This window comes from Tenacibaculum sp. DPLXC6, assembly GCF_056815515.1.
Window position 1 is genome coordinate 3,331,300 of record NZ_CP141806.1, and the last position, 20,177, is coordinate 3,351,476.

Here is a 20,177-nt window from a genome sequence, read left to right on the forward strand (position 1 = left end):
ATGAACAAACAAGAAAACATAGTAATTATAGGTGCTGGTTTATGCGGAAGTTTATTAGCACTTCGTTTAGCACAAAGAGGCTATAAGGTAGCAATGTATGAAAGTCGTCCAGATTTACGAGTTACTGATATTTCAGCAGGACGTTCCATTAACTTAGCATTATCTGATCGCGGTTTTAAAGCTTTGCGTTTATGTGGTGTGGAAGAAAAAGCACGTGAAATTTGTATTCCAATGTATGGGCGCTTAATGCACGATAGAGAAGAAAATACTTTTGCGTCTAATTATTCAGGAAGAGAAGGAGAGTATATCAACTCTATTTCAAGAGGTGATTTAAACGGGATTCTATTAACGGAAGCAGAGAAGCACGAAAATGTAAATATTTATTTTAATACAGAGTGTACTTCGGTAGATATTGAAAATACAGTAGCGCACTTTAAGGATTATAATACCAAAGAAGAGTTTTCGGTAGATGGAGATGTGATTTTTGGAACTGATGGAGCGGGATCTGCATTGAGAAAAAGCTACTATTTAGAAAGAAAATTCTTGTTTAGCTATTCACAAAACTTCCTTACGCACGGATATAAAGAATTAGAAATTCCTGCGGATAAATTAGGAAACCATCAAATAAGTAAAGATCATTTGCATATTTGGCCTCGTGGAGAGTATATGTTAATTGCTTTACCTAACTTGGATGGAAGTTTTACTGTAACTCTGTTTTTAAGTTATGATGAAGGAGAATACAATTTCAATAACTTAACTACTGAAGAAAAAATAACCGAGTTCTTTGAAAAAGAATTTTCAGATGCGTTGGCATTAATACCGAGTATTAAAGACGAGTTTTTAAACAATCCAACAGGAGCTTTGGGAACGGTAAAATGTTCACCATGGCATTATCAAAATAAAACCTTGTTAATGGGAGACGCAGCCCATGCAATTGTTCCGTTTTATGGTCAAGGAATGAATGCTTCTTTTGAAGATGTAACTGTATTTGATACAATTTTAGATGCGCACGAAGGAGATTGGGAAGCTACTTTTAAAGCCTATGAAAAAGCACGTAAAGAAGATACTGATGCTATTGCCGATTTGGCGATTGATAACTTTTACGAAATGCGCGACCATGTAGCAAACCCTTTATTTAAACAAAAGAGAAAGTTGGAGATGGATTTAGAAAAAACATTCCCAACCGAATATTTTTCAAAATACTCTATGGTAACTTTTAATGAAGAAATACCGTATGCAGAAGCGATGAAAAAAGGACGCGCTCAAGACAAAGCTTTGTTAAATATGGTGGCGCACCACGATTTAGATACAATTAGCGATTTAAATGAGGTGTTAAAAAAAGTACAAGAAGAAACCAACGAAATTATAGAAGAAGATAAAATTGCAGGGTTTAGGTAGGTTATTCTAATTCTCTTTTTAATTTAAAGAATTCTTGTTCTAAAAAAGAGAGTTTGTTTTCGATGGAGGTATTAAAATCAGGAACTCTGTTAAAAAAAACGTATTGTATTTTCCATAACTCTTTAATGTCTTCAATAGAAAATGTTTTATCAGGGATGTTTTTATGATTTGCACGGAGTATTACAGAATCGTCATTGACGTAAAGTCTACGTAAAATCAATTCATTTTTGACAAGAGTAAGGGTAAGTGCTCCGTTTTTTAAGTTCTTTATATTGTTGTTTGGTGTAAGTTCACCTATTACTATGTCATTAGGGTACAGTCCATTGTCATGATTAGCCATTTCTAAATTTGAAATAGTGTAAGCTCTAAGTTTTTTTTGAGAGCTAATTGGGAGTTGGATTATAGGTAGATCATTAATAAAAGAAGTATTGTTATGGTGTTCTAGGTATTGTGTGATTGCTTTTTCGGTAATACAAGGGATTTTGGAGGTAGTTTCTTTAGGTAGTTTTTCAGTTTCTAGAGTTAGACTCTCTTTAAATTGAAGTAAATTATTAACAGTAAGCTCAGAAGTTAGTAAGTTGTCTATAGGTATGCTAAAATAATTAGCAATCTTTATGATAGTGTCAATTTTAGGCTCGCTTCTACCTTCTTCATAGGCGCCTAATGTAGCTCTTTTCAGGTTGAAGAGTTCAGCAAAAGCTTGTTGGCTTAGGCGTTTGACGCTTCTAATTTTTCTTATGTTTTTACCAAAGAATGACATGTTTTGCTAATTTTATTTGCTGAATAATTTTATTTTCGTATATTTGAGCAAACAATATTAGCTAATTATTTTTGTTTTTGCTAATTTTTTTAGTTTAAAAATTAGTAGAGAGTATTTAAAATTAAAAATTTATGTTACTAATAATATTATACTGAGTGTCTTTGGTTTTAGAAACTTTTTGTAATATTATCGCTTAAAAAGAATGCTATACAAACTAATCAAACTACTTAAAAATGAATGTACATTTTAGTAAAGTAAAAGGATTTTTACTGGAGTTAAATTTCAATATTGTAAAAGAAAATCAAGAGGAAGGTATTTTTGTTGTCGAAAAAGAAAACGAAGGGATTAAAAACTTAATTATAGGTGTTGCAAATCCAATAATCATTTTTGAGCAATATATTTTTAAAATTAAACAGCCAAATCAAGAGGTTTTTAAGAGTCTGTTGCAGAAGAATAGAGATATTATTCATGGTGCTTTTGTCTTGGATGAAAGTGGAGAGCGTGTTATTTTTAGAGATACACTTCAGTTGGAAAACTTAGATGCTAACGAGTTTGAAGCTAGCTTAAACTCACTTAGCTTACTATTGAGTGAATACTCAGATCACATTATTAATTTTTCAAAATATTAAAAAAAATAGATATGAATTTTTTTAAAAGACTTTTTAAAATAGGGCAATCAGAAGCAAATTCTGCGATAGATAAAATGGAAGATCCTATTAAAATGACAGAGCAGGGGATTAGAGATTTAAAATTAAATCTTGAAAAAAGTTTAGAATCGCTTGCACAAGTAAAAGCATTAGCTATTAGAGCTAAAAACGATAGAGAAGAATTAACTTTCAAAAGTCAAGATTATGAGCAAAAGGCGATATTAATTTTGAAGAAAGGACAAAATGGAGATATGGAGGTAGCTGAAGCAGATCGTTTGGCGAAAGAGGCTTTGATGAAAAAGGAAGAAACAAACCATAAAATAGTAATGGTGAAAAAAGATGAAGTTCAATTCAATGATTCTGTGAGTAAATTAGAACATAATATTCAAGAAATTAAACAGAATATTAGTAAATGGGAAAATGAGTTGAAAACATTAAAAGCTAGAGTTAAAGTTTCTAAAGCTACAAAGAACTTGAATAAACAAATGGCTGATATTGACAGTGCGAGTACTGTTTCTATGTTAGAACGTATGAAAGAGAAAGTACAACAAGAAGAAGCTTTAGCAGAAGCTTATGGAGAAATAGCGAAATCCTCTAAGTCAATAGATCAAGAGTTGTCTGAGGCAGCAGATGTTACTGAAAATACAGCTGAAGAAAGTTTATTAAAACTGAAAGAAAAGTTAGGGTTAAACGATAAAGACGCATAGAATTGAACACTTTTACCGATATTATATTTTCATCAGTAAATTTACCTCTAACAATATTAGTAATTATACTATTACTATATTGGATAGTAACCATGATTTCTGGAATAGATTTCGATTTAGATGTAGACGTAGATATTGATGCAGATTTCGATATAGATACAGATTCAGGTATTGAAGGAGGAAATGCAGATTTTCATGATGTTTCTAATGCAGAAGTAAATAAAGAAGATGTATTAGGGAAGAAAAGAAAACCACTAAAATGGTGGCAAATATTTCTTATTTATTTCAACTTTGTTGGTTTGCCTTTTATGTTCACATTTACTTGTTGGATTTTTATTTGGTGGATTTGTACAGCATTTTCTACAGTTTTAACGGGTAGTATAAATAATAGCTTTGGATTTGTGCTAATGTTAATAGGTTTTTTACCGTCACTATTCATTAATAAAATATTCACAACACCTTTTAAAAGTTTTTTTAAGAACTTAAATCAGCATGGAGACTTACCGATAGAAATAGTAGGTAGAGTAGGTGTTTCTTTATCTAATATCAAAGAAAAAAAATTAGGTTCAGCTGAAGTAAAAGCTGAAGGGACTCATTTATCGATAAATATTAAATCGTTAGATGGGAGTCCAATACAATATAGAGAGCAAATTTTGATTATAAAACAGAGTCAAGATAAGTCTTTTTATTACGCACAATCATATATTAATTAAAAACAAAAATTTTTTAAAAAAAGAACTATGACAAACAGTTTATTACAGGTTATTGGAGTAGGAGTAGGCTTAATTCTATTCCTTATTATTCTATACTTTGCTATAATAGCAATGTTCTACAAAAAGGTACCACAAGGAGAAGCTTTAATACGTACAGGTTTTGGAGGAACCAAAGTGGCTACAGATAAAGGAATGTATGTTATACCTGTATTTCACAGGGTAGAAATTATGGATATATCTGTGAAGAAAATTCAAATAGAACGTTTAGGTAATGATGGATTGCTTTGTAAGGATAATATGCGAGCAGATATTAAAGTAGCCTTCTTTGTAAGGGTTAATAATGAGGTAGAATTCATCAAGAAAGTAGCACAAACTATAGGTTGCGATAGAGCATCAGATATTTCAACACTAGAAGATTTATTTGAAGCAAAATTTTCTGAAGCATTAAAAACTGTAGGTAAGAAGTTTGAGTTTACTGAGTTATATGAGGCGCGTAGAGAGTTTAGAGATGAAATTGTAGATATAATTGGAACAGATTTAAATGGATACACGCTTGAAGATTGTGCAATTGATTATTTGGAACAAACATCTGTATCTTATTTAAAAGCAGATAATATTTTAGATGCTGAAGGGATTAAGAAAATTACTGAATTAACAGCTGCGCAGAATATCAAAGCAAACTTGATTAAAAGAGACGAAGAGAAAACTATTCGAAAGCAAGATGTAGAAGCACGTGAAGCTATTTTAGAATTAGATAAACAGTTAGCAGAAAAGGAAGAACAACAGAAACGTGAAATAGCAAATGTTAAAGCTAGAGAAGAAGCAGAAATCTTAAAAGTTAATCAAGAAGAGCTATTAAAATCAGAGTCTGCAAGAATAGCAACAGAGGAAAAAGTACAAGTTGCTGAAGAAAATAAACAACGACAAGTTATTGTAGCAGCTAAGAATAAATTACGTACAGATGTAGTTGAAACTGAAAGAGTAGAGAAAGACAGAATGTTAGAGGCTACTGAGCGTGAAAGAATAGTTACATTAGCTCAAATAGAAAAAGAAAAAGTAGTTGAAGTAGAAAAGAAAAACATACAAGATGTTATTCGTGATCGTGTTACTTTAGAAAAAGGAGTTGTTGAAGAGCAAGAGAATATGAAAGATATTCAGGCATTTAAAACTGCAGAAAGAGAGAAACAAGTTACAATTACATTAGCAGAAGCAAAAGCTCAAGAAGATTTAATCAAAACAATTAAAGAGGCAGAGGCACAAAAAGAAGCTGCAAAACAAAAAGCAGAAGAAATTAATATTGAAGCGCAAGCACACAAAGAAGCTAGTGAAAAAGAAGCAGATGCACGTAAGACATTAGCAGATGCAAAAGCAAAAGAAGAAGCTACTTTAGGAATGTCAGAAGCACAGGTAATGCATGCTAAAGCTGATGCTAGTGAACGATATGGTACTATGGAGGCTCTTATTATAGAGAAGAAAGCAAAAGCAGAGGCTGTTGGAGTTGAAGCAAAAGCAGAAGCGTTGAGGAAAGAAGGAATGGCAGAAGCCGAAGTTATAAGAGAAAAAGCCTTAGCAGATGCGGCTGGAATTGAAGAGAAAGCAGCAGCAATGAAAAAGTTAGATGGAGTAGGTAAAGAGCATGAAGAATTTAAACTACGTCTAGAAAAAGATTTAAAAGTAGATTTAGCGCACATCAACATACAAAAAGATATTGCAGATGCTCAAGCAGATGTAATTGGACAAGCATTAAAATCTGCTAAGATTGATATAGTTGGTGGAGAAACTATGTTCTTTGAGCAAATAATGGGACAAATAACTAAGGCTAAAGGACTAGATAAGATGATTGAAAATAGTAGTAATTTACAAGAGGTAAAGGATGCTATATTAAGTAGTGATGATGTAAAAGGGAATTTAATGGAGCGTGTAAGAGATTTTGCTGTAAAATATGGAATTTCTTCTGATGATATTAAAAACTTAACAATAGCTAACTTATTAATGACTCTAAAAGATAGAGCAACATCTGATGATGATCAAACGCTTTTAGGAAACCTTTTTAGTTTAGCAAAAGGATTAGATATTTCTAACAAGAAAATGGGTTAAAAACACTTTTCCGAGCATTGATTATTCAATGCTCGGAACATGTTTAAGTGTTATAATATTAATTTTAACTCGTAATTTTGTATGGATAATCAACAACTTGATGGCGGAACTTATGAAATTATTCAGAGTCGTCTTCAAAAACAAAAAAAAGAGCTATTAAACAGGTTACAAAGATTAAACGAAGCTAGAAAAAATGTATTTGGTACTGTTGAAACAAAGCTCATAGCAAACGATAGAATAAATACAGAAAATAACTGTATTGCAAGAGATATTGTTTCTTTAGGAAATACTTCAATCTTTGGATATAATGTTCATTTTGGATTAAGAACATCCATTAAATTATCAGATGTTTTTAGTGCATATGAGTTTAAGGAAAATCGTTTTCAACCTAAATCGCTAGACTTTCTTCATAACGAAACTTTTATAAGTGACTTTACGAACTTATATAAATATTATCGAAATACCATTTTTGCAAAATTTGCAATTATCGATAATTACCTTCATATGGTTTTTCAGTTAAGTGAAAATAAAACTGATATAAAAACTTTTAAATGGTTAATAAAAGAAAATGAGTTAGTTTATGTTGATAATAGAAGTGAACACGAGTACAGGTTTCCTAAACAACACGAATTCAACTGGCAAGAAGTAACAAGAGATATGCACCGTTATGGAACATATTCTCACATATCTATTCTAGATAAGGTTTTTGTTGAAACCATTGGAGGAGATCTTACTATAAAAATAGAAGATAACACCGATGAAGGAAAAGGAATTCTAGAAGAGCCTGTTGAACATGTTGACCAAACATTAGATGACGGTCAATTTCGTTATGCTGATTTAGGTAATCTTATTCTTCTTGAAATAAAACCATTTCAAGAAAAAGCACGTTACTTTATTTATAACCACAAACTACAAGAAGTTCAAAAAGTTAATAGTATTAAAGATTGTGCGGTATTATTACCAGATGATCAAGGACTTATTTTTCCTGACGGATATTATTTGCAAACAGGTCAGTATAAACTTTTTGAAAATAACACTAAAGATGTAAAGTTTCAAGAAAAAATAGTTTCTCCTAACGGAGAAGACTTTTTGTATGTGTTTTATGCAACCATAAGAGGGCTTTATATATTAATGTCTTATAATATTATTGAACAAGAGGTAAAAACTCCTATTGTTTGTAATGGTTTTACGATTTTAGAGGATGGAGAGTTGTGTTACTTCAAAACCGAAAATGAACAAACAAAACACCATGTTGTTCAAATTTGGCAAACCCCTTACGTAAAAACAGATACGATTCCTTCTTTACATGAAGACACGTTGTTGTATAAAATAGGAAACAAGGATATTGTAAAGGCAATGGCAGAATGTCATGAACTGATAACACTTTTAAACAAAGAAGATAGTTATGCCGGCTTATACAATGATATTGCTAAGAAGTCGAATGATATTAATAGCAGTTATTACTGGATTAATGACTCTGAAACAGAGCAATTAAGTATACCTGTAGGAGAAATAAACGATGCTGCAAATGCTGCAATTGAAGAATTTGAGAAAGTAACTCAGCTAAAACAACAAGCAGTAAAAGAAGGTAAAATAATTCAAGAAAAATCAGATGAACTTTTAAGTAAAATCAAAAGTACATCTTTTAAATCTATAGAAGATTTTGTTGAATTGTTGAACCAACTAAGAGTATTAAGAGGACAAGTTATTAGTTTAAAAGATGTTCGTTACATAGCAATTGATGTATTAGAAAAAATTGAAAACTCTATAGAAGAACAGAGTACTATTATATCAAAAAGATGTGTAGAGTTTTTATTAAATGATCAAGCTTTAAAACCATACCATAACCGTGTTCAAGAGAAACAAGAACAATTAACATCTATAAAAAAAGTAGTAGATGCAAAAAAGCTCGAAAATGAAGTAGATCAAATAACAACAGATTTAGAGCTCTTAATTGAAATAGTAACAAATTTAGAGATTGAAGATACCTCACAATCAACTAAAATTATTGATAGTATATCTTTAATTTTTGCAACACTAAATCAATTAAAATCAGGGATTAAAAATACGATTAAATCTCTAGGTAATAAAGAAGCCAAAGCTGACTTTGCAGCTCAGTTAAAACTCATTGATCAAAGTATTATAAATTACATTGATATGGCTAATACGCCGGAAAAATGTGATGAGTTTCTAACAAAGGTTGCAATTCAATTAGAAGAAATAGAAGGGAAATTTGCCGATTTTGAAGAGTTTATTTCTCTGATTATTGAAAAGAGAGAAGAAGTTAATAATGCTTTTGATACTCGAAAAAATGCGATACTTGAAAAAAGAAACAAAAGAATAGAAGCCCTAAATGCTGCTTCTGAAAGGATTTTAAAAAGTATCGCAAAAAAGGCTCAAAGTTTTCCATCAATAGAGGATATCAATGGGTATTTTGCTGCTGACTTGATGATTAACAAATTAAGAGATATTGTTGGTCAATTAAAAGAATTAGAGTCAGTAGGTAAAGCAGAAGCTATTGAAACGCAACTTAAGGTAGCTAAGGAAGACGCGTTAAGAAAACTAAAAGACAAACAAGAATTATATGAAGATGGAGAAAATATAATTCGCTTAGGAAAACATAAATTTGGAGTTAATAAACAGCTATTAGACTTATCAATAGTTTATAAAGAAGAGACGTTATACTATCACTTAACTGGAACAAATTTTTATCAAGAGGTTAGGGATAAAACCATATTGGAATCTGAGAAATATTGGAATCAAGAATTAATTTCTGAAAATAAATTAGTTTATCGATCTTCTTATTTAGCGTATAAACTGTTTACTTCTTATGCTACAGAAGAGTTACTAAAACATAATGAACAAGATTTATTGCATTTAGTTCAAAAAGAAAGTAGCGGTTTATTTGTAGAAGGGTATGTAAAAGGAGTGCACGATGTTGATGCATGTAAAATATTATATACGCTTACTCATAAACATCACGAATTAGGGTTGTTAAGGTATCAATCAAATATAAGGGCGTTTGCTCAGTATTTTTGGAATTCATTAATTAAAGAAAGTCAAGATTATTATAATTTTTCCATCAAGGCTTCAGGAGAAGTTTTAAGATATTTTCCTAAAAGTAAAGAATACGATTTTTTAATAGAGAAGTTACAAGAAGAAATAATTACTTTTTCAGAAGAAACTTTATTGTTTTCTAAAGAATTAGGAAAAATAGTAGCTAGTTATTTATTTAATCAATTAAAGAGTACTAATTCATTTGTAGTTAGCGCCATTGCATTGGGAATAAAAGAAGATTTTATAAAATACTTAACAAAGCAAGATGCATTACATATATTTAAAAGTAACCTAGAAAAGACTACGAATTATAAAGCAAAAATTCAGTTGACTAAACAATGGGTAAGCTCATTTATAGCATCCATTGAAGGAAATGAAAATTACACAAATGAAGTAATTTCTTTATTATTATTTCATCATGAGCCCAATGCTACTTTACATATAAACCCTGAAGAAACAATTAAAGAGTTAAAAGGAGAGCATAATACTATTATTGAAGGAAACTTTGAATTTAACTATCATGAATTTATTGAGAAATTAGAGTTTTTTTCAAAAGAAGATGTTCCCAACTTTTTAGCATATAAAGAAGCTAAACACCTGTTGGTTGAAGATTTAAAAGAGACATTGAAGTTAAATGAGTTTAAGCCTAGAGTATTATCTTCATTTGTTAGGAATAAATTAATAGATGAGGTTTACTTTCCGCTAATAGGAGATAATTTATCGAAGCAATTAGGAACGGTAGGAGATAATAAACGTACAGATAGAATGGGAATGTTACTTTTAATATCGCCACCAGGTTACGGAAAAACTACTTTGATGGAGTATCTAGCCAATAGGTTGGGATTAATCTTTATGAAAATTAATGGTCCAGCAATAGGTCATGAGGTAACATCTGTAGATCCAGAAGCAGCTACAAATTCAGCGTCTAGGGAAGAACTCAAAAAATTAAATTTAGCATTTGAAATGGGGGATAATGTAATGTTGTATTTAGACGATATTCAACATTGTAACCCTGAGTTTTTACAGAAGTTTATTTCTCTTTCGGATGGAACAAGAAAAATAGAGGGAGTATATAATGGAAAACCCAAAACGTATGATTTAAGAGGGAAAAAGTTTTGTGTAATTATGGCAGGAAATCCCTACACCGAAAGCGGAGATAAGTTTCAAATACCTGATATGTTAGCAAACAGAGCCGATATCTATAATTTGGGAGATATTATAGGAGATACAGATCATTTATTTAAGCTTAGTTTAATAGAAAATTCATTAACATCAAACCCTATATTACATCAATTAAGTAGTAAGTATTTTGAAGATGTTTATGCGTTAATAGATAGAGTTGAAAATAATACTCAAGAAGGAGAGTTAAAAGGAAATCATACTAAACAAGAAATACAAGATTATATTTCGGTATTACAAAAAGTAATAACTATAAGGAATACCATCTTAAAAGTAAATAAAGCATATATTGAGTCGGCTGCAAAGGAAGATGAATATAGAACAGAACCCTCTTTTAAGTTACAAGGTTCATATCGTGATATGAATAAGCTAGTAGCTAAAGTAGTACCAATAATGAATGATAATGAGTTAAAAAGATTGGTATTGTCTCATTATGAAAGTGAGTCTCAAACATTAACTTCTTCTGCAGAGGCAAATTTATTGAAATATAAAGAGTTGATAGGAGATATATCAGAGAATGAAGCAAATAGATGGAGCGATATAAAAGAAATATTTATTAAGAATAATAAGCTTAAAGGTTTTGGAGGTAAAAATGAAATGGCTCAGATATTAAACCAAATGATGTCTTTTTCAGATAATTTAGAAGGAATTAAAGAAGTTTTAAGAAAAGGGTTAGAAGACTAAAACAGATTATAATGAACACAATTATTATTTTATTGAGAGGAATTAATGTCTCAGGAAAAAATAAAATTCCCATGAAGGAATTAAGAACTCTGTTAGAAAACCTAGGGTATAATGATGTGAAAACTTATATTCAAAGTGGAAATATTGTGTTAAAAACAGCAGAAGGGTTAAAAGAGATAGAAAAGAACATTCATGTAAAAATTAAAGAAAAATATGGTTATGATGTTCTTGTACTAGCAAAAGAAGTAAAAGAAATAGAAGAAATTCTTAAAAATAACCCTTATAGTAATTTAGCGGAAAAACAAATATATTTTACCTTCTTATTCAATGAAACTAAAACAAATGAAATAGAAGTAGATGCGAAAGAAGATGAATACACAATCTTAAAAGATGTGGTTTATGTGAATGCAGCCGGAGGATACGGAAAAACAAAATTGACGAACAATTTTTTTGAAAGAAAGTTAAAAGTTTCGGGAACTACTCGTAACTTTAAAACCACAAATCATTTAGTAGAACTAGCTAAATCATAAAAAACGCTTTAGACCAAAGGGAGAAATCTTACGTTAAATGCGTTTGGAAGCAAAAAAGATAAAACATGGACAGTAAAGTAATCAAAGGAAAAGCAATACCAAGAGGGAAGTTTCCACATGTAAAACAAGTAGGAGATTTTATTTATGTATCGGGAACTAGCTCAAGAAGACCTGATAATTCTTTTGAAGGTGTTGAGGTAGATGAATTTGGAACCACCAACTTAGATATTAAGAAACAAACCCGAGCGGTAATTGAAAATATCCGTGATATTTTAAACGAAGTAGGAGCAGACTTATCTGATATTGTAGATGTAACTTCATTCTTGGTAAACATGAATGATTTTGGAGGGTATAATCAAGTATATGCTGAATACTTTGACTATAACGGACCAACCAGAACTACCGTAGCAGTACATCAATTACCACATCCTCATTTATTGATTGAGATTAAAGTGGTAGCGTACAAGAAAAAATGAAAAGAAAAATAAATTAAATATTAAAAACAAAGAAATTAAAATGAAAAACAAATTAATCAACGTATTCGCTTTCGCAATTGCTTTTTTATTTATAGTATCATGCAGTGGTAATGAAGAAGATGTTTCAAATCAAATAAATAAGTCAGAATATTCATGGTATTTTTCAGGCAAGTTAAATGGAGAATCATTTATTTATGGTCAAAAAATAGATGAACCAACGGTAACTTATGAAATTGGTACAACAAACACACAACCTTCAACATGTGTATATTCATCTGATAATGGTTTTTCATATAATTCTGGTATTTATCCTAGCTTTGATGATACACTTCCAACAATGGATATAGAGTTTAATAGAATGCATATTTGTTCTGATGGAGAACAAAGCGATTTATTCAATAGTTTATTTGACGAAAAAAGTTATGATTTTGCTATAAATGATAATGATATAGATATGAATGCAGGAAAGGTTGGACTTTATTATTATTCAAGTGCAAATTCTACTTATGGTTATACAACTTACAATGGAGACCAAGTAGGGAGTTCTTTTAAAATCACTAGTAGTACTCAATATGATAGTTATTCATTGGGAAGATTGTTAGAAGGAGAATTCAATGCTATCTTTTACAATGAAAATGATTTATCTGATAAAGTCGAAATTACTGAAGGGCACTTTAAAATTATTGTGACTCCTTAAAGTTGATTTTTATAATATTATAGGTTATTAAAATAAAAGAGTCTTGATTTATTAGTCTTGATTCTTTAATCTGTGAATGAAATGAACATTAAAAACTACATAAACGGAGAACTGGTAGCGCCAGTAGCAAATAATTATATAGATAATTACAATCCGTCTATTGGAGAAGTGTATGGACAAATTCCAAATTCTACTAAAGAAGATGTAGCATTAGCGTATAAAGCAGCGAAGACAGCATTTCCAGCCTGGTCGAATACTACGTTAAATGAACGTAGAGACATTCTTTCCAGAATAGCACAGTTAATTCAGCAAAGATTATCTGAATTAGCAGAAGCTGAGGCAAAGGATAATGGAAAACCATTAAGTTTGGCTACAGCGATAGATATTCCGAGAGCATCATCTAATTTTCAATATTTTGCAGATGCGATTACGCAATTTTCATCCGAAGCGCATGAAAGTGTTGGCTTAGGAGCTATGAATTTTACTTTGCGTCAGCCTATTGGTGTAGTGGGATGTATTTCTCCATGGAACTTACCATTGTATTTATTTACTTGGAAAATAGCTCCGGCAATAGCAGCAGGGAACTGTGTGGTAGCAAAACCTAGTGAAGTAACCCCAATGACAGCGTATTTATTAGGAGAAATTTGTAATGAAGCAGGTTTGCCTAAAGGTGTATTGAATATTGTTCACGGATTAGGAACTACCACAGGTCAAGCGATTATTGAACATCCAGATATCAAAGCGATTTCATTTACAGGAGGTACCGCTACAGGAGCACATATAGCTCGTACGGCAGCACCGATGTTTAAAAAACTATCGTTGGAGTTAGGAGGTAAGAATCCAAACATCATTTTCGCTGATTGTGATTATGATAAAATGCTAGAAACTACTGTACGTTCATCGTTTGCTAATCAAGGTCAGATTTGTTTATGCGGAAGCAGAATTTTTGTAGAAGAAAGTATTTATAAGCAATTCAAAAAGGACTTTGTTCAGAAGGTATCACAGCTAAAAATAGGAAATCCATTTGATGCTGATACCAACATAGGAGCTTTAGTATCAAAACCACATTTAGAAAAGGTAAAGTCATATATAGATATTGCAGAGGAAGAAGGTGGTAAAATCCTCTATGGAGGAAATACGGTAACGGTAGAAGGTAGTGAAAATGGATACTATTTAGAGCCTACTATTATAGAGGTTTCTAGTAACCAATGTAGATTAAACCAAGAAGAAATTTTTGGTCCTGTAGTTACTATTATGTCTTTTAAAACAGAAGATGAGGCGTTGCAATTAGCTAATGATGTGGTGTATGGATTGTCATCAACATTATGGACAAATAATTTAACAAGAACTATGCGAATATCTAAAGAATTGCATACAGGAATTGTTTGGGTAAATACATGGTTGTTACGTGATTTAAGAACTCCTTTTGGAGGGCAAAAAGCGAGTGGAGTAGGACGCGAAGGAGGTTTTGAAGCTTTACGCTTTTTTACAGAACCGAAGAATGTATGTATAAAATATGAATAAGGAAATAAAGAAAAAAATAATTGCTGTTTGTGAAGAGAAGATTACTAAGAAAGGAGAGAATGTAGGGCTTTCGTTTTATGCGTTTTTCAAAAATAAAAATGACAACCCAAAAGTACTGATGGAAGTGGCAACTTGGTGGATTCAAACACATCAGTTAGATCATTTTGAGAAAGCAGTTAAGATTAAACAAATGATTCAGAATAACGAATAAGATGAATTTAGAGATACAACATAAAAATGCCTTGGTATGTGGCAGTACACAAGGAATAGGAAAAGCAGCAGCAATACAATTAGCTCAAGAAGGAGTAAATGTAACTTTAGTAGCTCGTAGCGAAGAAAAGCTAAAAGCTGTGTTGGCAGAATTACCAAGCAATAACCAAAATCACGGGTATTTGGTAGCAGATTTTACCAATCCAACAGGTTTAAAAGAAAAGTTAGAAACAACAAATTTACAGTTCCATATTTTGGTAAACAATACAGGAGGTCCAGCAGGAGGTCCAGTATTCAATGCCAAGTTAGAAGAGTTTGAACGAGCTTTTACGATGCATTTAAAATGCAACCATGTGTTGGTACAAGCGGTAGTTCCGTTTATGAAAGAACAAAATTATGGTAGAGTTATTAATGTAATTTCTACATCGGTAAAACAACCATTAGATGGATTAGGAGTTTCAAATACTATTCGTGGCGCGGTCGCTAACTGGAGTAAAACTTTAGCAAATGAGTTAGGTCAATTCGGAATTACAGTGAATAATGTATTACCAGGAGCTACAGCTACAGAGCGTTTGACAGAAATTATCAATAACAAAGCTGCTAAAACAGGTAAGTCGATAGAAGAAGTTGCAGAAATGATGAAAAATGCATCACCAGCAAAACGTTTTGCTAAACCTGAAGAGGTAGCTAATGCAATTGTGTTTTTAGCTAGTGAAAAAGCAAGTTTTATCAACGGAATTAACGTTCCTGTTGATGGAGGTAGAACAAAATCATTATAAAAGAATCAAGAATAAAGACTTTTAGAAACAAGACTATTTAAGTATCTTTAAAACAATCTTAATTATTGTGTGTAAAAGTCTAAAAATCTAAATAAAATGAGCAAGTTAGTACAGCCTTTAAATTTCAAAAAGTGGATTGATGAAAACCGTCATTTACTAAAACCACCAGTAGGAAATAAACAAGTTTGGGATAATGGTGAGTATATTGTGATGGTTGTTGGAGGTCCTAACAATCGTAAAGATTATCATTACAATGAAACACCAGAATTTTTCTATCAGTTAGAAGGAGATATGGTGCTAAAAATTATTGATGACAAAGGTGAAATGATTGATGTTGAAATTAATGAAGGCGATATTTATTTATTACCAGGAAAAGTACCACACTCACCACAACGTAAAGCAAATACGGTAGGTTTGGTTATTGAATATCCGCGTGATGAAGGTATGATGGATGCTTTAGAATGGTATTGCGAAAACTGTGGACATCAATTATATAGAGAAGAGTTTGCTTTAGATAATATTGAAACGGACATGCCTATAATTTTCGATAAGTATTATTCTGATAAAGAAAAATGTACCTGTAATAAATGTGGTACTGTGATGGAAGCACCTAATAAAGTTAAGTAGAAGATTAGTGAGTATTCTAGAGAATAATAAACATTTTTTACACGAACATATATCTTTTATTGAGTCGACAAGTATTGAAGGTAAGTGTGGTGGATATAATAGATTTTTGACCAATTTAGGTGTCAAATGTAAAGGAAGATATTGGGAGAAAGATCACTCAGTTATTGATTGGCACGAAAAAGAAAATCATTATCAGTTTTTTTTTGATTATGAGAATAATGAAGAAGAAATAAAAGAGTATTTAAGAGGAAGTGATTTATCTAAAAGTGAATTTCTTTATACTTGGCTAGACTATAATGACCCAATTATAAAAATTAAAACTATTGATTTTATAGAAAATTGGGAAGAGTTTTATATTTCGAGTATCGAAGGCTTAGTACTAGTGTCGATAGATGGTTCTAAATTTTTAGAATTTACTGATGATTGGAAGTATAATTTGAATAGTAATTTTGAAATTAAACCAAATACAAAAGTTAGCTCATAAAAAAAATATTAGCTTAAAACCAAAATGAAAAAACGCAAATTAAGAATAAACGGACATTCACATTTACTGCCTTATCCAGAACAAATTCCTCAGTTTATGAAAGACAAGGGGATTTTTTGGGTTGATAAGGATAGGAAATTCATGCTACAAAAAGATTGGAGTCGACCAGTAACAGATTCAAGTTTCTTTTTAGATGAAAAGTTAGCATGGATGGAACATTTTAAAATCGATCATGCAGTTGTTTTGAACTTGTCTCAATTATATGGGAATGGTTTACGCTTGGAAGAAATGAAGCAAGCGTTACGTTTTCAAAATGATTTTAATGCACGTGTGCAGCATGAAAATCCGTCGAAATTTACAACAGGTTTTGTAGTACATCCTGGGTTTGTACGTGGTGCTTTATGGGAAATAGAACGTTGTGTTGAGGTATTAGGAATGCGCTTGCTATGTTTGCCTACACATTACATGGATACCATTGGTACTTGGCGTTGTATTTTTGATGAAGAGAACGAACCTATTTTTGAATTAGCTGATAAATACAATTTAGCGGTTGAAATTCATCCGTATGATGGAGAAAAATTCATCAAACTACAAAATACAAGTTGGCGTTTTCACTTAATTTGGATGTTGGCGCAATGTGCAGATGCCTATCACTTTTTAACGTTAAACGGATATTACGAGAAATATCCTAATATGCGTGTGTGTTTTGCTCACGGAGGTCAATTAGCTCAAATGAATTTAGGGCGTCGTATACAAGGATTTGACGGAAGACCTGATTTATTTGAAGGAAAACAACATCCTCGTAAAGCTGTGGGGCATAAAAATATATTCTTTGATACATTGGTTCATGATACTGGTTCGTTAGATTTATTGATTAAAAATCAAGGAGCAAAGCAAGTATTAATAGGATTGGATGATCCGTATCCATTGGGTGAAATGGAGAGTGAAATTCAATCATCATATCCAGGAAAAATTTTAGATTTAGCTATTGATAGAAACATCATTAACGAGCAAGAAAAAGATGAAATGTGGGAAGATAATGTATTACAATGGTTGTTTGGAGATGATAAAAAAGCAAAAAAGGATTTAGTTTCTAAAATCTTACAATAAATGGCTGAAGTAACACAGTTTCATAACTTACTACATACGTGTATTTCATTTATCGGAGCTGTGTTATTACTAGCAATTTACTATAATATAAGAAAGCGGTTTAAAGAAGTTCTAGAAGAAGGTAATTCAATAAAAAGAGTTGATAAAGGTTTGTTGTATTTCAGCTTTGGAATGCTAGTTTGGGTAATTTCAGGTATTTGGGCACTACTAGCGAGTTATTTCACTTTTGAAAAAACAACAACTCATCAAGTAGGGGTGAATATTCTATCAACTGTAAATAACTTATTCTGGTTGATGGCATTGTATTATGTACACGATGCTCCTAAGTTTATCTATAGGAATGAAAAGAATGTAAAAGTTATAGCATTAATAATTGTTGTTGTAGCTTCTATAACGTTATTATTCTCTTCTTTATTTGGGAATGAATTTTATTATGGAGTAAAAATAGCGGCGCTTCCAGATGTTTTATTAACGACTTTCTTGTGTTTTTTAATGGGAGTTTCTTTTTATAGAACTTTCATGTATAGGGATTTAAAGTTGGTCGCTTTTATATCGGTTATAGCAATTGTATTGTTATTTATTTCTCAGTTATCTGATGTTTTAATTGGCTTTGATAATGAGTTTACAAACCAATTAATTAGGGTTATAGCCAAAACATCATTAGTATCAGTGTTTTTAGTATTAGCGACAAGTTGGGTAATACAACTAGCGCATACACCAAAGCCTAATGAAATGAAAATTCAGTTTTTAGATTGGTCGCTGATAAAATTAACCATTCCATCTAAAGGAATTGTAAATGCTAAAATAGATTTTGGATCTAAAACAACACAATACAAGAACCTGTTAACATTTGCTTTCAGGAGAAAATATTTAGAAGCAGACAAACAAGCAATTATAGTAAATTCAGGAGGTGACATTAAAAGTCAAACATACGTTACTAGAATTATAGATAATATAAATTCAATTTTGAATCTTGAAGAAGAAAAATTAGAGCGCAAAGATTTAATCACATTTATAGGTGAGAGTAAGTATCGTTTGCGAATCCTTCCTGAGCATATAGTTATTGATGAAGCTTTGTTAGAGGAATATAAACAACAATTATAAGCTATTTAATTTACCTAATAGCTTTATAAGTTTTCCTTTGGTTTTAGCAAACTCGTATTGATTTTTAATTTCTTTCAATTTACTTTCAATTAATTTCACTTCTCTGTAATTAATTAAGAAAATAGAACTTTCTCCCAAAGAAAACTTACGCTCTTCACTTTTTACAATTGTATTGTAGTCGCTTACAAGGTTTTTTAAAATATTATTTTGTTTTTTATATGATGTAATTTCTTGCTCGGTAGCAGTTATTTTGTTTTGTAAAGAAACTTTAGTTGATGCAATTTCAAAGTCAATATCTTGTAGCTTTAGCTTAGCAAGTTTTAAGTCTCCTCTAGATTTACGTAAGAATAGAGGTATGCTAACTTGAAGAGAATTCTTGTAGTTCGCAGTACTAAAAGCATCAAAATTATTCACTTTTGAAGCGAGTAAATTATACTGAAAATCTACCTTAGGTAATAAGTTGTTTACTTTTAGTTGTTTATTTATTTCTAGATTTCTTTTCTTTAACTCGAGTAACTTTAACTTAGGATGATTTTCAAATTCATTATCAAATAATGTAGTTATAGAAGTGTTTAGAATAGCATCAATATTAGAAAAAGTAGTAACGTCAGGAATTATTTCTTCTTTTATTTCCATAGGAATGTTGTTACCAATCCATAAATAATTAGAAAGTTCTAACTTAGATTTAATGTATTTAATATTCGCTTTTTCTAGGTCTAACTTTCTGTTTTTTAAATTGATATTAGCCTCTAAAGTATCAATAGCTGGTTTATCACCAGCTTTGAAACTTTTCTTTACGTTTTTTAATCTAATATCTGCGTTAGCGTAATAGTCTCTGTATACATTATAACTCTGATAATACTGTAACCAGTTTAAGTATGTGTTGATAGCTTCAAATAAAATATCATTAATCAATAGCTGTTGTTCTAATTCACCTTGTTGATTATAGAGTTTAGCTTGTTTTAAAGTAGCCATCCTTTTGTTAATAAATAAGTTTTTAGCTAAAGAAACAGATATTCCAACGTTATACAAACCATTTTCAGGAGTGTTATGTTCTGGGTTTAAATACTGGCCAGAATTATTTTCATAACTACCTTTTAACTCTATTCCATACCAAGTTGGAATTTTAAAGGTTGAATTTAGTTTTTTGTAATAATCCTTGCCTTTAAACTCTTTTCTGTCGTAGTCTACTTCTATTTTAGGATCAAAAGTACCTCTAGCTTTTAATAATTTAGCCTCATTGGTACTTGTAATAAGCTCAGCTTGTTTTATAACTGGATGATATTTTTTTACATAACCTAAATATTCCTCTAAACTAAGTTGAGTGCTTAAATTATTTTGTGCTGTAGCTATAAAGCTTAGTAACAAAAAAAGGATAGTTAACCTTTTCATCT

General features: G+C 30.9%; 18 protein-coding genes. 16 read left to right on the forward strand and 2 right to left on the reverse strand.

What is annotated here, in order from left to right; translation table 11 throughout:
• Positions 1-1,398 carry an FAD-dependent oxidoreductase gene (locus tag VCM48_RS15330; protein WP_482271079.1) on the forward strand — a complete coding sequence of 466 codons (1,398 nt, stop codon included), beginning with the start codon at positions 1-3 and terminating at the stop codon, positions 1,396-1,398.
• A gap of 1 nt (position 1,399) precedes the next feature.
• On the opposite strand, the gene VCM48_RS15335 is transcribed toward VCM48_RS15330, so the two are convergent.
• Positions 1,400-2,158, reverse strand: a complete 759-nt coding sequence (locus VCM48_RS15335) for a helix-turn-helix domain-containing protein (protein ID WP_440122184.1) — start codon at positions 2,156-2,158, stop codon at positions 1,400-1,402.
• 233 nt (positions 2,159-2,391) lie between these two features.
• Here VCM48_RS15335 and VCM48_RS15340 point away from each other — a divergent pair, with 233 nt between their 5' ends.
• The 15 genes from VCM48_RS15340 (at position 2,392) to VCM48_RS15410 (ending at position 18,783) form a co-directional block, all read left to right on the forward strand.
• A complete protein-coding gene (locus tag VCM48_RS15340; protein WP_440122183.1) occupies positions 2,392-2,787 on the forward strand; it encodes a type III secretion system chaperone family protein in 396 nt (131 codons plus the stop codon).
• A gap of 11 nt (positions 2,788-2,798) precedes the next feature.
• Positions 2,799-3,512: a PspA/IM30 family protein gene (locus VCM48_RS15345; protein ID WP_482271080.1), complete on the forward strand. Its 714-nt coding sequence runs from the start codon at positions 2,799-2,801 to the stop codon at positions 3,510-3,512.
• A 2-nt stretch (positions 3,513-3,514) separates the two neighbouring features.
• A complete protein-coding gene (locus tag VCM48_RS15350) occupies positions 3,515-4,225 on the forward strand; it encodes a hypothetical protein (protein WP_440122181.1) in 711 nt (236 codons plus the stop codon).
• A gap of 27 nt (positions 4,226-4,252) precedes the next feature.
• Positions 4,253-6,322 carry a flotillin family protein gene (locus tag VCM48_RS15355; protein ID WP_440122180.1) on the forward strand — a complete coding sequence of 690 codons (2,070 nt, stop codon included), beginning with the start codon at positions 4,253-4,255 and terminating at the stop codon, positions 6,320-6,322.
• Positions 6,323-6,403: 81 nt separating this feature from the next.
• The gene (locus tag VCM48_RS15360; protein ID WP_482271081.1) at positions 6,404-11,242 is read left to right on the forward strand and encodes a DNA repair ATPase; all 4,839 of its coding nucleotides are present in this window, start codon (positions 6,404-6,406) and stop codon (positions 11,240-11,242) included.
• A gap of 11 nt (positions 11,243-11,253) precedes the next feature.
• Positions 11,254-11,772: a DUF1697 domain-containing protein gene (locus tag VCM48_RS15365; protein ID WP_482271082.1), complete on the forward strand. Its 519-nt coding sequence runs from the start codon at positions 11,254-11,256 to the stop codon at positions 11,770-11,772.
• Between the two features lie 65 nt (positions 11,773-11,837).
• On the forward strand, positions 11,838-12,248 hold the full coding sequence (locus VCM48_RS15370) for a RidA family protein (RefSeq protein ID WP_482271083.1): 411 nt from the start codon (positions 11,838-11,840) through the stop codon (positions 12,246-12,248).
• A 40-nt stretch (positions 12,249-12,288) separates the two neighbouring features.
• Positions 12,289-12,945, forward strand: coding sequence for a hypothetical protein (locus VCM48_RS15375; RefSeq protein WP_482271084.1), 657 nt, complete (start codon positions 12,289-12,291; stop codon positions 12,943-12,945).
• A gap of 81 nt (positions 12,946-13,026) precedes the next feature.
• Positions 13,027-14,469 carry an aldehyde dehydrogenase gene (locus tag VCM48_RS15380; RefSeq protein WP_482271085.1) on the forward strand — a complete coding sequence of 481 codons (1,443 nt, stop codon included), beginning with the start codon at positions 13,027-13,029 and terminating at the stop codon, positions 14,467-14,469.
• Positions 14,462-14,680: a DUF6500 family protein gene (locus VCM48_RS15385; protein WP_482271086.1), complete on the forward strand. Its 219-nt coding sequence runs from the start codon at positions 14,462-14,464 to the stop codon at positions 14,678-14,680. Before VCM48_RS15380 ends, VCM48_RS15385 begins: the two co-directional genes overlap by 8 nt.
• A gap of 1 nt (position 14,681) precedes the next feature.
• Complete coding sequence (locus VCM48_RS15390) at positions 14,682-15,458, forward strand: SDR family oxidoreductase (protein WP_482271087.1); 777 nt, start codon at positions 14,682-14,684, stop codon at positions 15,456-15,458.
• Positions 15,459-15,554: 96 nt separating this feature from the next.
• Positions 15,555-16,085, forward strand: coding sequence for a 3-hydroxyanthranilate 3,4-dioxygenase (locus tag VCM48_RS15395; protein WP_482271088.1), 531 nt, complete (start codon positions 15,555-15,557; stop codon positions 16,083-16,085).
• Between the two features lie 7 nt (positions 16,086-16,092).
• Complete coding sequence (locus VCM48_RS15400; RefSeq protein WP_482271089.1) at positions 16,093-16,569, forward strand: hypothetical protein; 477 nt, start codon at positions 16,093-16,095, stop codon at positions 16,567-16,569.
• Between the two features lie 24 nt (positions 16,570-16,593).
• Positions 16,594-17,679 carry an amidohydrolase family protein gene (locus VCM48_RS15405; protein WP_274640547.1) on the forward strand — a complete coding sequence of 362 codons (1,086 nt, stop codon included), beginning with the start codon at positions 16,594-16,596 and terminating at the stop codon, positions 17,677-17,679.
• Positions 17,680-18,783, forward strand: coding sequence for a hypothetical protein (locus VCM48_RS15410; RefSeq protein WP_482271090.1), 1,104 nt, complete (start codon positions 17,680-17,682; stop codon positions 18,781-18,783).
• On the opposite strand, the gene VCM48_RS15415 is transcribed toward VCM48_RS15410, so the two are convergent.
• Positions 18,778-20,175, reverse strand: a complete 1,398-nt coding sequence (locus VCM48_RS15415; RefSeq protein WP_482271091.1) for a TolC family protein — start codon at positions 20,173-20,175, stop codon at positions 18,778-18,780. The genes VCM48_RS15410 and VCM48_RS15415 overlap by 6 nt on opposite strands.
• Between the last annotated feature and the right edge of the window lie 2 nt (positions 20,176-20,177).

Coding starts and splice junctions, on each gene's coding strand:
- VCM48_RS15415 (WP_482271091.1), bottom strand. CDS start 20,175: ATGAAAAGGTTAACTATCCTTTTTTTGTTACTAAGCTTTATAGCTACA.
- VCM48_RS15375 (WP_482271084.1), top strand. CDS start 12,289: ATGAAAAACAAATTAATCAACGTATTCGCTTTCGCAATTGCTTTTTTA.
- VCM48_RS15330 (WP_482271079.1), top strand. CDS start 1: ATGAACAAACAAGAAAACATAGTAATTATAGGTGCTGGTTTATGCGGA.
- VCM48_RS15335 (WP_440122184.1), bottom strand. CDS start 2,158: ATGTCATTCTTTGGTAAAAACATAAGAAAAATTAGAAGCGTCAAACGC.
- VCM48_RS15390 (WP_482271087.1), top strand. CDS start 14,682: ATGAATTTAGAGATACAACATAAAAATGCCTTGGTATGTGGCAGTACA.
- VCM48_RS15345 (WP_482271080.1), top strand. CDS start 2,799: ATGAATTTTTTTAAAAGACTTTTTAAAATAGGGCAATCAGAAGCAAAT.
- VCM48_RS15385 (WP_482271086.1), top strand. CDS start 14,462: ATGAATAAGGAAATAAAGAAAAAAATAATTGCTGTTTGTGAAGAGAAG.
- VCM48_RS15395 (WP_482271088.1), top strand. CDS start 15,555: ATGAGCAAGTTAGTACAGCCTTTAAATTTCAAAAAGTGGATTGATGAA.
- VCM48_RS15410 (WP_482271090.1), top strand. CDS start 17,680: ATGGCTGAAGTAACACAGTTTCATAACTTACTACATACGTGTATTTCA.
- VCM48_RS15360 (WP_482271081.1), top strand. CDS start 6,404: ATGGATAATCAACAACTTGATGGCGGAACTTATGAAATTATTCAGAGT.
- VCM48_RS15380 (WP_482271085.1), top strand. CDS start 13,027: ATGAACATTAAAAACTACATAAACGGAGAACTGGTAGCGCCAGTAGCA.
- VCM48_RS15370 (WP_482271083.1), top strand. CDS start 11,838: ATGGACAGTAAAGTAATCAAAGGAAAAGCAATACCAAGAGGGAAGTTT.
- VCM48_RS15340 (WP_440122183.1), top strand. CDS start 2,392: ATGAATGTACATTTTAGTAAAGTAAAAGGATTTTTACTGGAGTTAAAT.
- VCM48_RS15355 (WP_440122180.1), top strand. CDS start 4,253: ATGACAAACAGTTTATTACAGGTTATTGGAGTAGGAGTAGGCTTAATT.
- VCM48_RS15365 (WP_482271082.1), top strand. CDS start 11,254: ATGAACACAATTATTATTTTATTGAGAGGAATTAATGTCTCAGGAAAA.
- VCM48_RS15405 (WP_274640547.1), top strand. CDS start 16,594: ATGAAAAAACGCAAATTAAGAATAAACGGACATTCACATTTACTGCCT.